Annotated in this window: 11 protein-coding genes; 2 read left to right on the top strand and 9 right to left on the bottom strand. The window is 69.3% G+C overall.

Annotated features, from left to right (window positions below):
* The first annotated feature begins 6 nt into the window (after nt 1–6).
* Complete coding sequence (locus A605_RS06475) at nt 7–483, top strand: MarR family winged helix-turn-helix transcriptional regulator (protein ID WP_015400707.1); 477 nt, start codon at nt 7–9, stop codon at nt 481–483.
* Between the two features lie 27 nt (nt 484–510).
* Here A605_RS06475 and mgrA read toward each other — a convergent pair whose 3' ends face one another.
* The 7 genes from mgrA to A605_RS06440 all read right to left on the bottom strand — a co-directional run bounded on the left by mgrA (nt 511) and on the right by A605_RS06440 (nt 9,929).
* On the bottom strand, nt 511–1,611 hold the full coding sequence (mgrA, locus tag A605_RS06470) for an L-glyceraldehyde 3-phosphate reductase (RefSeq protein WP_015400706.1): 1,101 nt from the start codon (nt 1,609–1,611) through the stop codon (nt 511–513).
* A gap of 49 nt (nt 1,612–1,660) precedes the next feature.
* Nucleotides 1,661–2,590 carry a VOC family protein gene (locus tag A605_RS06465; protein WP_015400705.1) on the bottom strand — a complete coding sequence of 310 codons (930 nt, stop codon included), beginning with the start codon at nt 2,588–2,590 and terminating at the stop codon, nt 1,661–1,663.
* Between the two features lie 168 nt (nt 2,591–2,758).
* Complete coding sequence (locus tag A605_RS06460) at nt 2,759–4,054, bottom strand: YkvI family membrane protein (protein ID WP_015400704.1); 1,296 nt, start codon at nt 4,052–4,054, stop codon at nt 2,759–2,761.
* 531 nt (nt 4,055–4,585) lie between these two features.
* The gene (gatB, locus tag A605_RS06455; RefSeq protein ID WP_015400703.1) at nt 4,586–6,091 is read right to left on the bottom strand and encodes an Asp-tRNA(Asn)/Glu-tRNA(Gln) amidotransferase subunit GatB; all 1,506 of its coding nucleotides are present in this window, start codon (nt 6,089–6,091) and stop codon (nt 4,586–4,588) included.
* A gap of 86 nt (nt 6,092–6,177) precedes the next feature.
* Nucleotides 6,178–7,188 carry a bile acid:sodium symporter family protein gene (locus A605_RS06450; protein WP_015400702.1) on the bottom strand — a complete coding sequence of 337 codons (1,011 nt, stop codon included), beginning with the start codon at nt 7,186–7,188 and terminating at the stop codon, nt 6,178–6,180.
* Between the two features lie 268 nt (nt 7,189–7,456).
* Nucleotides 7,457–8,488 carry a 6-phosphofructokinase gene (locus A605_RS06445; protein WP_015400701.1) on the bottom strand — a complete coding sequence of 344 codons (1,032 nt, stop codon included), beginning with the start codon at nt 8,486–8,488 and terminating at the stop codon, nt 7,457–7,459.
* A 10-nt stretch (nt 8,489–8,498) separates the two neighbouring features.
* Complete coding sequence (locus tag A605_RS06440; RefSeq protein ID WP_015400700.1) at nt 8,499–9,929, bottom strand: MFS transporter; 1,431 nt, start codon at nt 9,927–9,929, stop codon at nt 8,499–8,501.
* A gap of 83 nt (nt 9,930–10,012) precedes the next feature.
* Between A605_RS06440 and A605_RS06435 the strand changes: the two genes are divergently transcribed.
* The gene (locus A605_RS06435; protein WP_027004467.1) at nt 10,013–10,336 is read left to right on the top strand and encodes a hypothetical protein; all 324 of its coding nucleotides are present in this window, start codon (nt 10,013–10,015) and stop codon (nt 10,334–10,336) included.
* Here the strand turns inward: A605_RS06435 and A605_RS06430 are convergent, their stop codons facing one another.
* On the bottom strand, nt 10,337–11,176 hold the full coding sequence (locus tag A605_RS06430; RefSeq protein ID WP_015400698.1) for a siderophore-interacting protein: 840 nt from the start codon (nt 11,174–11,176) through the stop codon (nt 10,337–10,339).
* 74 nt (nt 11,177–11,250) lie between these two features.
* A complete protein-coding gene (locus A605_RS06425; RefSeq protein ID WP_034991033.1) occupies nt 11,251–12,900 on the bottom strand; it encodes an ABC transporter transmembrane domain-containing protein in 1,650 nt (549 codons plus the stop codon).
* Nucleotides 12,901–12,903: the final 3 nt, after the last annotated feature.

Here is a 12,903-nt window from a genome sequence, read left to right as displayed (position 1 = left end):
GTACCCATGAATGAACCGGTCAACTGGCTGAACACCGCCGAATCCCGCACCTGGCTGGCCCTGTGGTCGGTCAGCGAGTGGCTTCCGGTCCGTCTCGACGAACAGCTCAAACGCGACTCGGGGGTCAACCACCGCGACTACTTCGCCCTGGCCCAGATCTCCATGGCCCCCGGCGAGCAACTGAGCATGACGGAGCTGGCCAGGCTGTCCGACATGTCCGCCTCCCACCTCTCCCACGTGGTCAGCCGTCTGGAGAAGCGGGGATGGGTGGTGCGTCAGCCCTCCCCCGGCGACCGGCGCACGAACATCGCCTCCCTGACGGAGGAGGGCCGTGCCTTCCTCCGCGGGGCCGCCCCCGGCCACGTCACGGAGGTCCGCCGACGCGTCTTCGACACCCTGACGGAGGATGAGACCGTGCAGCTCGGCGACCTGCTGTCCAAGGTCCTCGGCGGACTCGAGCCACCCGGCACGCCACGCGCGTGACGGTGCGACCGCGTGCCGACGCCCGCGTCAGTCGCCGTGGATGCGCGAGGCCGTCGCCCCCGCCCAGATGTTGATGCCGGCGTCGCGGGCGACCTCGTCGATGGCCCTGAGTTCGGCAGCGGTGAACTCGAGATGGTCGAGGGTGTCGAGGTTCTCGTCGAGCTGGGCCACGCTGGAGGCGCCGATGAGCGCCGAGGCGACGGTCTCCGCCCCGTAGTCGCCCTGCTGGCGCAGCACCCACGCGATCGCCATCTGGGCCAGCGTCTGCTCCCGCTCCCGGGCGATGTCGTTGAGGCGGGAGACCATGGCCAGGTTCTCCTCGCTGAGCATCTCCCCCGACAGCGACTTCTGCGCCGCTGCCCGCGAATCCGCCGGCACCCCCTCCAGGTAACGGTTGGTCAGCAGCCCCTGGGCCAGCGGGGAGAAGGCGATCACGCCGAGCCCGTTGGCGGCGGCCGACTGCAGCAGGGACTCCCCGTCCTCGCCGGGCTCCTCCACCCAGCGGTTGACGATCGAGTAGCTCGGCTGGTGAATCAGCAGCGGGCACCCCTCCTCCGCCATGAACTCGGCGGCCTCCGCGGTCAGTTCCGGGCCGTAGGAGGAGATGCCCACATACAGGGCCTTGCCGGCGGTGACCATGTCGCGCAGGGCGTAGAGGGTCTCCTCCAGCGGGGTGTCCGGATCCGGCCGGTGGTGGTAGAAGATGTCCACGTAGTCCACGCCCAGCCGCGTCAGTGACTGGTCGAGAGAGGCCGTGAGGTACTTGCGGGAGCCCCCGAAGCCGTAGGGGCCGGGCCACATGTCCCAGCCGGCCTTCGACGAGATGATCAGCTCGTCGCGGTGGGCGGCGAGATCCTCGCGCAGGACGCGCCCGAAGTTGGCTTCGGCGGAACCGGGCGGCGGGCCGTAGTTGTTGGCCAGGTCGAAGTGCGTGACGCCCCGGTCGAAGGCGCGGCGGACGATCGCCCGTTGCGTCTCGAGCGGCCTGTCGTCCCCGAAGTTGTGCCACAGGCCCAGCGAGATGGCGGGCAGCCGGAGGCCCGAGTTCCCCACCCGGCGGTAGGGCATGTCCTCGTAGCGGTCGACGGCGGGGGTGCGGGAGGAGGAGGCGGTCCTGTGGAAGCTCATGGCACCAGTGTGCCCCGCCACGCGCCCCGGTGTCGAGGGTCTTCCCCGCCTAGGCGAGCGGGCGGTGCTCCGGGAGCAGCAGGCCCTCGGTGGTGGTGCCCGGCAGGGAGACCGTCACCTGCGTGTTCCACGGGTCGCGCACCGCGACGGTCCGGCCGTCGTCGCTGAACTGCAGATCCGCGGCCCGCAGTCGGGCGACGAGCAGGTCGAGATCCTCACGCGCGGGCACGGTGACCGCGACGTTGCCGAGGCCGAGGGTCGCCGCGCGCGGGCCCGCTCCCCGGCTGTTCCAGATGTTCATGGCCACGTGGTGGTGGTAACCGCCGGCGGAGGCGAACAGGGCGCCGGGGTACCGGGACTGCGTCACCTCGAAGCCGAGGGCGCCGACATAGAAGTCCCGGGCCCGGTCCAGCTCGCCGACCTGGAGGTGGACGTGGCCGACCTCGCCGTCGAGACTGGTGGTGTCGCCCACCGTCGCCTCCGTCAGATGTTCGGAGAGGTACCTGTTCGGATCGAGCCGGATGGTGTCCATGTCCACCTCACCCGCGGTGTACCTCCAGGCCCCGCGCGGCCGGTCGACGTAGAGCTCGATGCCGTTGCCCTCCGGATCCGTGAAGTAGAAGGCCTCGCTGACCAGGTGGTCGCTCGAGCCGACGAAGCGGCTGCGCGGGTCCCGGGCGGCGTGGTAGACGGTCGCCGCGAGGTTCGCGGCGTCCGGGAACAGCCAGGCGGTGTGGAAGAGCCCGGCCTGGCGGGGGTTGCCCACCGGCAGATCCGGCGTGGCGATGAGCCGGATGAGCGGCGCCCCCCTCCTGCCCAGTACGCGGTAGACCTCGTCGCCGTGACTCTTCTCCTCGAGGGGTTCCAGGGCCAGCGCGCCCGAGTAGTAGGAGGACATGTTCTCCAGGTCACCAACCCGGAGGGTCACGGCGTCCATGGTGGTGTCGGCGTTGAGGGTGGCGTTCTGCAGCGTGGTCATTTTCTTTCCCTTTCCATTACTTTAACTTTAAAGTTTAAGTGTAGGAGTGTGATGTTGACACGTCAATAGGGGCGGTGGTTTTTCCCGCCCCTCCCCACGGAGCGGACAACGACGTGCCCCGCTGTAGGGCGGGGCACGTCTCGGAAGCTACTACGAGCGGGTGCCGGCTCAGCCGCGCCCGGTGGTGGCCCGGACATCCCGGCCGGTGTCCACCTCGACCCTGATGTCCGAGGAGCGCTCGAGCTCGTCCATGACCTCCTCCTGGAGGGACTCCCACAGCTCGCGCCCGTCGACGCAGGAGTCCCCGGCCAGGCCACGGACCTCCTGCTCATCCCGCCTGGACAGCTTCTTGCGGGGGTGGAGCTTGATGAAGGCCAGCTCGCGCAGGCGGTCGCGGATCCGGATCTCCCGGCCGATGCGGGCGCGGCCGCGCACCCAGGCGACGACCATGACGACGATCATGACCATGCCGATGTAGCCGAGGACCGGGTAGACCCAGCCCAGCAGATTGCTGAAGCCCAGGAAACTGACGACAAAGCCGGCCAGCGTGCCGATGACGAACACCGGGCGGAACCTCTCCGGGCGCTTCGCGGTCAGGCGCTTGCCCAGGGCGTAGAACATGCCGATGGCGGTGTTGTAGATCATCGCGTAGATGACCAGGGCGACGATCACGCCCACGGCCGGGTGCATCTGATCGAAGACCGCCAGCAGCGGCATGTCGGTTCCGGCGACGGTCCCGATATTGAGGAACAGCACGAAGGCCAGGATGAGCAGCAGCACCGTGAACACGAGGCCACCGGCGAATCCGCCGATGCCGGCGGCCTTCGGGCTCAGCGCGTTACCGCCGATGACCAGCAGCATGGACAGGCCGAGCATCAGTGCCATGGAGGTGTAGTTGACCGCGGAGAGCAGCCAGTGCGACAGCGCCGACGACTCCTGGGCCGCGATGCCCGACAGTCCCGTGAGGTCCTCGGGGAGGTTGAACAGGGTGTAGACCCCGGCGACGATGACCGCGATGATGATCAGCGGGGTGATGCCGCCGATCACCTGGCTGATCTTCTCGACGTTCAGGAGACCTGAGACCAGCACCAGCACGGTCATCAGGGCCGCCCCGACCCAGGTGGGCAACCCGAACTGCTGTTCCAGGTTGGAGCCGGCGCCGGCGATCATGACGAAGCCGATGCAGAACAGCGTCAGGGTCGTGGAGATGTCCAGGAACCGCGAGACGATCGGGTGGGCGACATTCCGGAACACCGCATTGTGGTCGTCGGCGAGGAAATAGCTGCCCATCTGGAGGATCACCGCTCCCGCCAGACACATGAGGACACCGGCGACGACGACCCCCCACAGTCCCATGGACCCGAAGGAGATGAAGTACTGGATCACCTCCTGGCCCGATGCAAAACCGGCCCCCACCAGTAATCCCACGAACGCCAACGCGATGGTGACGGTCTTTTTCAGCACTTTGAAATTCAGTCCTTCGCACACTGAGTGTGGCGAGGTGCGCACGCACGGGAGGTCGCGCACCCCGTCAGTTGTTTTCTGACGTCGGACGCGGTCGAGCATTCCCGGCCCCCGCACGGTTCCCCCGAACCGCTTCCAATCGTTATCCACCGGGAGTCTGCGACCACGTCTCGCTTTCCCGTGCAACGGGCACTGACCTTAACAGGCCCGGAGAAATAAAGCACGGCAGAAGCGGCATAAAGCAGACCCGGGACGACGCGGTGGGACCCCTCCGCGACGCAGACCCCCGGTTCCCCCGTGCTGCGGACACCTGCGGCGGATTCTCCATATCTGCCCCCTGTGACCTGCTCTGATGCCGCCCGGGGCCCCGGCGGTTCGCGCGGTGGGAGCAACGGCGGCATCCGTGCCGGTTTCGTCACCGGATCTGGATCCTCCGCTTCGTCCCCGCCGTTCCCCCGGGGGCCGGGGCGGTTACGACGCCAAAAGGGACCCCGACCGTGAAGGTCGGGGCCCTGTTCAGCGGGAGAAGACTTACTGCAGCTTTTCGGCGATCAGCTTGTTCACCTGGGCCGGGTCGGCCTTACCCTTCGTGGCCTTCATGACGGCACCGACGATGGCGCCGGTGACCTTCTTGTTGCCGGCGCGGTACTTCTCGACGATGTCCGGGTTGGCCGCCAACGCCTCGTCCACGGCGGCCTCGATCGCGCCGTCGTCACGCACGACCTCCAGGCCCCGGGCAGCGACGACCTCGTCGACGGTGCCCTCGTCGGCGAGGACGCCGTCGACGGCCTGCCGGGCGAGCTTGGTGGTCAGCTTGCCCTCGTTGACGAGTGTGACCACGCGGGCGACCTCGGTCGGGGTGATCGACAGGTCCTCCAGCTCGACACCGGTCTCATTGGCCTTCTGCGACAGGTAGGACACCCACCAGGAACGCGCCTCGTTCGGGGTGGCGCCGACCTCGACGGTCTCGATGATGCGGTCGAGGGCGCCGGCGTTGACCAGGTCGCGCATCTCGGCGTCGGAGAGCTGCCACTCCTTCTGGATACGTGCGCGGCGCACCCAGGGCAGCTCGGGCAGCGTGGAGCGGATCTCCTCGACCCAGTCCTTCGGCGCGATGACCGGGGGCAGGTCGGGGTCGTTGAAGTAGCGGTAGTCCTCGGCGGTCTCCTTCGGACGTCCCTTGGAGGTCGAGCCGTCGCCCTCCTGGTAGTGGCGGGTCTCCTGGACGATCTCCTCGCCGTTCTCGAGGGCGGCGGCCTGGCGCATCATCTCGAAGCGCACGGCCTGCTCGACCGACTTCAGCGAGTTGATGTTCTTGGTCTCGGTGCGGGTGCCGAACTCGTACTGCCCGATGGGGCGCAGCGAGAGGTTGGAGTCCACCCGCATGCTGCCCTGGTCCATGCGGGCGTCGGAGACGCCGAGGGCCTTGACCAGGTCGCGCAGCGCGGAGACGTAGGCGCGCGCGATCTCCGGGGCACGCTCGCCGGCCCCCTCGATCGGCTTGGTGACGATCTCGATCAGCGGGATGCCCGCCCGGTTGCAGTCGACCAGGGAGGCCGTCGCGCCGTGAATGCGGCCGCTCTCGCCGCCCAGGTGGGTGAGCTTGCCGGTGTCCTCCTCCATGTGGGCGCGCTCGATCTCCACCCGCCACTCGGTGCCGTCCTCGAGGATGATGTCGAGGTAGCCGTTGTAGGCGATCGGCTCGTCGTACTGGGAGATCTGGTAGTTCTTCGGCTGGTCCGGGTAGAAGTAGTTCTTCCGGGCGAAGCGCGAGGACTCGGCGATCTCGCAGTTGAGCGCCAGGCCGATCTTGATGGCCCACTCCACACCCTTGGCGTTGACCACGGGCAGGGCGCCCGGCAGGCCGAGCGAGACCGGGTCGACGTTGGTGTTGGGTTCTGCGCCGAAGTGCGCGGAGCTGGCGGAGAACATCTTGGTCTCCGTCCCCAGCTCGACGTGGACCTCCAGGCCCATGACAGGATCGAATTTTTCCAGGACCTCGTCGAAGTCCATCAGGTCATACGTGGCGGCAGTCATGGCGACCATTCTAGATTGTCCCGTTCGCGTACGCGCCAGAAGGTCGACGCCCCCGGTGGGCTCCCCGCTGCGTCTCGACGTCCGCGTCAGCGGCGGGGCCGGTCGGCGGCACGGCACAGCGCCGCCACCACGGCGCCGGAGAGGTTGTGCCACACCGAGAACACCGCACCCGGCAGTGCGGCCAACGGCGACATGTACTGGGTGGCCAGACCGGCCGCCAGACCGGAGTTCTGCATCCCGACCTCGACGGCCATGGTGCGCCGGGCCGGAACGGGCTGCCCCGTGAACCGGCCGGCGAGATAGCCCAGGAGGTACCCCAGGGCGTTGTGGATGATCACCGCCACCAGCACGATCAGGCCCGCCTCCACGATGACGTCGCGGGAACCGGAGACGACGATGGCGACGATCATGGCGATGGCCACCACCGACACCCACGGCAGGACCGGCAGCACCGCCTCAACGACCCGGGGGAGGAGCAACCGGATGAGCAGACCGGCGATGACCGGGACCAGGACCACCTGGACGATGGACAGCGCCATTGAACCGGCGTCGAGGGGCATGTACCGCCCGGCGAGCCACAGGGTGAGCAGCGGAGTGAGGAGCGGCGCCAGGAGCGTGGAGACGGAGGTCATGGTCACCGACAGTGCCACGTCACCCCGCGCCAGGTAGGAGACGACGTTTGAGCTGGTGCCGCCGGGCGCGCAGCCGACCAGGATGACACCCGCGGCGATCTCGGGGGGCAGCTGCAGGATCCACACGACCAGCAGCGCGATGAGGGGCATGAGCACGTACTGGGCGACAACGCCGATCGCCACCGGCAGGGGTCGTCTGGCCACGAGTGCGAAATCGACGGGCCTGAGGGTGAGCCCCATGCCGAACATCACGATCCCGAGCAGCGTGTTGGTCCAGCCGGAGATCGTCGACACCGCATCTGAGGCGGTGAAACCGACGATTCCACCGATGATCACCAGGATCGGGAATCCCAGCGCGGCGATGTAGGCGGCGCGGTCCTCGGTGGCGGAGATGGATGGGGTGGGCGTGGTGGATCCGGTGTCGACGTCCGGGGTCACGCGGGAGGTGTCGCGGATGTGGGACATTGTTCTTCCTGGTCAGCGGTTCGCCGCCCATCACTTCTTTGATGGTGACGAGAGGAGGGTGCGGAGTCAGGACGGGCCGTGGCCGCACGGCCGCGGTTGGTGGCGTTGCGGGGTCTCCCCCGCCCCAGGTGATGGCAGGGTCTGCCGGACCCGTCCATGACCGGTCACTGCTTTATGGTTCCGGTCACACCCGGTACACCCTATGTCGCGCCGCCCGGGGTGTCATCACCGGGTGGTCCGCAGGGACCGAGCCCCTCCGTCGGCGGAATCACCCGAACATCGCCTGCGCGGTGTGGTAGCGCTGCACCGGCACCTGCTTGAGGGTGTCGACGGCGTCGTCGAGGCGGATCATCTCGATGTTCTCGCCGTGCAGGGCCACGCACGAGCCGAAGTCCCCCTCGTGGCAGGCCCGCGCGGCGCGCACGCCGTAGCGGGTGGCCAGCACGCGGTCGAAGGCGGTGGGGGTGCCGCCGCGCTGGATGTGGCCGAGGACGGTGGTGCGCACGTCCTGGCCGAGACGCTGGTGGATTTCGTCGGCGATCTGCTGGCCCATGCCGGTGAAGGTCCGGTGGCCGAACTGGTCGACCTCGCCCTCACTGACGTTCATGGTGCCCTCCTTCGGCGTCGCCCCCTCGGCGACCACGATGATGCCGTACTTCTCCCCCAGCTGGAAGCGGCGTTCCATGGCCTTGGCTATCTCGGCGATGTCGAAGGGCACCTCCGGGATGACGGTGTAGTGCGCGCCGCCGGCCATGCCCGCGTGCAGGGCGATCCAGCCGACATGGCGGCCCATGACCTCGACGATCATGACGCGGTTGTGGGACTCGGCGGTGGTGTGCAGCCGGTCGATGGCGTCGGTGGCCACGGAGACGGCGGTGTCGAAGCCGAAGGTGTAGTCGGTGTTGTTGACGTCGTTGTCGATGGTCTTGGGCACACCCACCACCGGGACACCGTTGTCGGCCAGCCACTTCGCGCCCTTGAGCGTGCCCTCGCCGCCGATGGGGATCAACGCGTCGATGCCCGCGTCCGCGAGGTTGGCCTTCACGCGGTCGATACCGGCCCGGAACTTGTCCGGGTGCAGACGTCCCGTCCCCAGGATGGTGCCACCGCGGAGCAGGATGCGGTCGATGTTCTCGTCATCGTAGAGCTGGACGCGCTTGTCCTCCAGAAGGCCCTGCCAACCGTCCTGGTACCCCACGACGGTGGAGCCGAATTCAGCGCTGGCGGTGCGGACGATTCCGCGGATGACGGCGTTGAGGCCGGGGCAGTCGCCGCCGGAGGTGAGGGTGGCAATACGCATGGCCACCACTCTAGCGAGGAGGTCCGCCGCCCGCCGGGTGCGTGGCGGCCGGCAGATCGGCCCGGAAGAAGGACACCGCGACGAAGCCGAGGACGAGGACGAGCGCCGGAAGCAGCAGCGCATCGGCCATGCCGGTGGCCAGTCCCGCCCGCGCCACGCCGATCTGCATGCCCGCCCCGACGGCCGCGGCACCCAGGACCGAACCGGTCTGCCGGGTGGTGTTGTAGACCCCCGACGCCGCGCCCATGTGCGCGATCTCCACATCGCGCATCGTCGTCGTGGAGTTCGGCGCCCACACGAAGGAACTGCCCAACCCCATCAGCGCGGCCGCGGCCAGGAACCAGCCGGTCGGCACCTCCGAGCGCATGATCGCCCAGGCCGTGAGCAGTGAGCCGGCCATGAGCCCGAAACCGAGCATCGACAGCAGGCGCGGGTGGTAGCGGTCCGCCAGCGGGCCGACCAGCGGGGAGAGCACCATGGCCACCACCGCCATGGGCACCATCATCAGGCCGGCCTGCTCCGCGGAGAGCCCGCGGGCGGCCTGGAGCCAGATCATGATCGGCAGCATCATCGAGGAGACGGTGAAGCCCATCGTCGCGATCGAGAACGCCCCCAGGGAGTAGTTGCGGTTGCGGAAGATGCTCAGCGGCACGAGCGGCTCGCTGCCCCGGTCTCCGGCACTGGTCTGCAGGCGTACGAACACCACGACCAGGATCAGGCCGGCGGCGAGCAGCCCCCACACCCACGCCGGCCAGCCGAGTTCGGGGCCCTGCTGGATGGCGAAGACGATGGCGGCCATGGCGACGAAGGAGACGGCCACGGAAGGCACGTCGATCCTCCGGGCGTAGGTGGGCAGGGTGGGCACCCACCGGCCGGCGAGCACCAGGGCCAGCAACCCGACGGGGACGTGCAGGAAGAAGATGCCCCGCCAGCCGAAGGTACCGACGATGAAACCGCCGAGCACGGGCCCGACGAGGCTGGCGACGGATCCCACCGCGCCCCACGCACCCAGGGCCCGGCCGCGGCGGTGGCGGGCGAAGACCCGGTTGATCACGCTCATGGTCTGGGGCGTGAGGATGGCCGCGCCGAGTCCCTGGACGGCGCGGGCGGCGATGAGCACCTCGATCGTCGGGGCCAGCGCGCAGGCGATGGCCGCCAGCGTGAAGACGCCGACGCCGATCTGATAGACGGTGCGCTGACCGAACCGGTCGCCGAGTCGCCCGGTGAACAGCAGGGGCACGACGATGCACAGCAGGTAGATCGAGGTCACCCACACGACCTGGTTGAGGCTGGCGTCCAGCTGCGTCTGGAACTGCGGGGTCGCCACGGCGACGATGGTCTGGTCCAGCAGGATCATGAAGAAGCCCAGGCACAGGGCCGCGAGCGCGCGCCAGGCCTGCGGCTCGGGCAGCACGGTCTCCTGCGGGCTCTGGGTGGTCACCAGGGTGATCCTAGCCGGTGGCACCGCCGCACCGGGTGAGGCGTGCCCCCTCGGCGGAGGGCGGACAACGTAGACTCGCGGTCATGGGAATGATCGACATCAAGAAGCCTGAGAACGTCTCCACCGCCACGGTTGTCGCCGGTGGCCTGCTCGGCGGGTGGTTGACCGCCCGCGAGACCGGAATCCGCCCCATCGGCGGTGTGGTGCTCGCCGCGGCGGGCATCTGGGCCGGCCGTTCGTGGCTGGCCAAGACCGATGTGCCCACCACCGTGGGACTGTCCGCCCTCTACGTGGGCGCGTTCGGCGCCTCGCACCCGCTGGCGAAGAAGATGGGCTCCTGGCCGTCGGTGCTCACCGTCACCGCGGTGGCCGCCGGCGCCGCCTACGCCCTGGCGGACGCGCGCTAGTCAGGCGCGCAGCCTGGACTCCTCTTCCTCGAGAGATTCGTTGAACTCCCGCTTGGAGGCCTGCCACTGGTCCTCGGTCATGCCGATGCGCCAGTAGCCGGAGATGGACACATCGTCGCGCCCGATGCCGCCGTCAACGAAAAGGAAGCGGCGCATCTCCTTGATCATCTCGGCCACACCGTGGATGAACCAGGAGGTCCGGGCCTGTGGGATGCCCGCGGCCCGCACGGCGGCCGACAACTCGGTGCCGTGGGTCGCGCCGTTGCGGTGGACCCAGTGCAGGGTGGCGCCGGCGTGGGTGGGCATCTCGAATTCGGAGTCCGGGCCGGCGATCTCGACGTAGACGTCGGCGGTGGCGTCCTCCGGCAGCTCCTCGACGGCCGCGGCGATGGCGGGGGCGGAGGCCTCGTCGCCGGCCAGCACGAAGTGCTCGTAGCCCTCCCCGGGGTGCCAGGCACCGCCGGGGCCGGAGAAGCCGATGGCCTCCCCCACCTCGGCACGCTGGGCCCAGGGTCCGGCCAGCCCCTCGTCGCCGTGGGTGACGAAGTCGACGTCGAATTCACCCGTGGCCGTGTCCACGCGGCGGAAGGTGTAGGTACGGGTCACCGGCTGGAGCTCACGCGGGTGGGTCTCGCGGATGGTCGGCAGGTCGAAGGGCCAGGAGTAGCCGGCCCCCTCCGGCACGAACAGCAGCTTGATGTAATGGTCCGTGTGCGGCAGTTCGCGGCCGATCAGGGCGGGGGCCGTGAAGCTCAGGCGGATCAGGTCCGGGGACAGTCGCCGGATGGCGGTGACGGTGGCCTCGTGGGCGGGGCGGGCACGGCGGTTGGGGTTGTTCATCGGGGAAAGTGCCTCCTGGGACTTGTTGTCGCGTACGCTACTTAGGCTAGCCTACCTTTTCACTGTGGAGAAGATCATTCGTCCTCCTCCACCCCCGGGTCGCCGCCGCTCCGCGACCGGGTGGCGCCGGCCGGCGCCTCCCCGCCGACGTCCCAGGCGATGAAGTTCTCCGCCAGCAGTTCCGGGCGGTGGGACGAGAAGAATACCACCCCGGGATAGTTGTCGATGATGCGCCGCAGCAGGTCGATTCCTTCGGCACCGAGCAGGCTGTCCACGCCCTCCAGAACCAACAGGGGCGGGCGGCGCAGCAGCGCACGGGCCAGCTTCAGTCGCGTGACCTCGCCCCCGGACCAGGGGCTCCCGCCATTCTTGAGCTTGAGGGAAAGCCCCCTCCCCGCCGCCCTGACCGTCTCCCGCAGTCCCACCTCGTTGAGCACCTGCCGGATTTCCACGTTCGAGGCGTCCGGCACCCGGTAGGACACCAGCCGCGAGACGGAGCCCCGCTCGAGCGGGATATGCCCGGAGGCCAGACCCACCAACCCGCGGCGCGCCCTGGCCGGCGTCCCGGCGTAGTCCCGGCCGTCGATGCCCAGCACGCCTGCGGTCCCGGTCCCGAACAGTTCCCGGACGGCCGCCCGGACCTTGGCCGGATCCGCGGAGCTGAGGAGGATCCGGTCGCCTGGGGCCGCGTGCAGGTCCGGCAGCCGACGGCCGTCCACCACCAGCCCGCGGACGGTCACCTCCCCCGGCCCGGTGGCCACCGACGGCCCGACGTCCGTGCGCCGGAACTCCGCCCGGCGCCGCCGCTCCCGGGCCGTGATGGCGTCGGCCTCCGCCATGAGGGGGACGAGAATACGCGCCGCCGCCCGGTAGTTCTGGCGGTACTCCACGACACGCCCGAAGTCAGTGACGGGGGTGGACATCACTCCCAGCAGGGTCATCACCGAGGCGACGCCGGCGGGATCGGCGTGGCCGAGAACGGCGAGGACGACGACGGCGACGGTGCACAGCGAGGCCGCCGTGACGGTCAGGGCCCTGGTCAGTCCCGTGATCCACGCGCGGTCGACCGCGGCGGTGACCACCTTGCCGGAATCGCGGTCCACGGCCTTGAGTTCCCGGTGGACCGCCCCGGACACGCGGACCGACTCGCCCGCGAGCACCGAGTCCGCGATCCGGGCGGACATCCTCCCCCGACGCCGGCGCAGCTCGCGGGAACGCCGCAGCGTCTGCGAGGCCAGCACGGGGACGGCCGCGACAACCAGCAGCAGCGGAGCCGAGACCACGGCGGCGACCCGCCAGTCGATGACCGCCAGTCCCAGCAGAATGACCAGGATCAGGGGGACCGCGGTCACCAGCGGGACGAGGCCGAGCGCCACCCAGTTCCGCACCGCGGTCAGGTCATTGCTCGCCCGCGTGACGGTCACCCCGAGGGAACCGGCCGGATTTGTCGAACCGAGGGCACTGGTCATCAACCGGCGGCGCTGCTCGAAGACATAGTCCTGGCCGAGCTCCTCGGCCACCACGCGTTCGATCCAGCGCGCCAGACCGATGCCCAACACCGAAGTGCCCAGCGCCATCAGATCCCACCCGTCCCAGGAGGGGTTCGGCGAGAGCAGGGCGTTGACGGTCATCGCCATCATCAGCGCCAGGACCGCCTGCAGACCGCCGAGCACGGCCAGGCAGACGAGCAGCCGCCGACGGCGTCCCGCCCACACGGGTGGCATGCG

The sequence above is a fragment of the Corynebacterium halotolerans YIM 70093 = DSM 44683 genome (assembly GCF_000341345.1).
In the GTDB taxonomy this organism is placed as follows: domain Bacteria; phylum Actinomycetota; class Actinomycetes; order Mycobacteriales; family Mycobacteriaceae; genus Corynebacterium; species Corynebacterium halotolerans.
This window is presented reverse-complemented; position numbering and strand designations above follow the sequence as displayed.

What these genes read in the sequence shown, in the direction of transcription:
- mgrA (WP_015400706.1), bottom strand. Translation starts at nt 1,611, where the DNA reads ATGAGCTTCCACAGGACCGCCTCCTCCTCCCGCACCCCCGCCGTCGAC.
- A605_RS06425 (WP_034991033.1), bottom strand. Translation starts at nt 12,900, where the DNA reads ATGCCACCCGTGTGGGCGGGACGCCGTCGGCGGCTGCTCGTCTGCCTG.
- A605_RS06450 (WP_015400702.1), bottom strand. Translation starts at nt 7,188, where the DNA reads ATGTCCCACATCCGCGACACCTCCCGCGTGACCCCGGACGTCGACACC.
- A605_RS06430 (WP_015400698.1), bottom strand. Translation starts at nt 11,176, where the DNA reads ATGAACAACCCCAACCGCCGTGCCCGCCCCGCCCACGAGGCCACCGTC.
- A605_RS06465 (WP_015400705.1), bottom strand. Translation starts at nt 2,590, where the DNA reads ATGACCACGCTGCAGAACGCCACCCTCAACGCCGACACCACCATGGAC.
- A605_RS06475 (WP_015400707.1), top strand. Translation starts at nt 7, where the DNA reads ATGAATGAACCGGTCAACTGGCTGAACACCGCCGAATCCCGCACCTGG.
- A605_RS06435 (WP_027004467.1), top strand. Translation starts at nt 10,013, where the DNA reads ATGGGAATGATCGACATCAAGAAGCCTGAGAACGTCTCCACCGCCACG.
- A605_RS06445 (WP_015400701.1), bottom strand. Translation starts at nt 8,488, where the DNA reads ATGCGTATTGCCACCCTCACCTCCGGCGGCGACTGCCCCGGCCTCAAC.
- gatB (WP_015400703.1), bottom strand. Translation starts at nt 6,091, where the DNA reads ATGACTGCCGCCACGTATGACCTGATGGACTTCGACGAGGTCCTGGAA.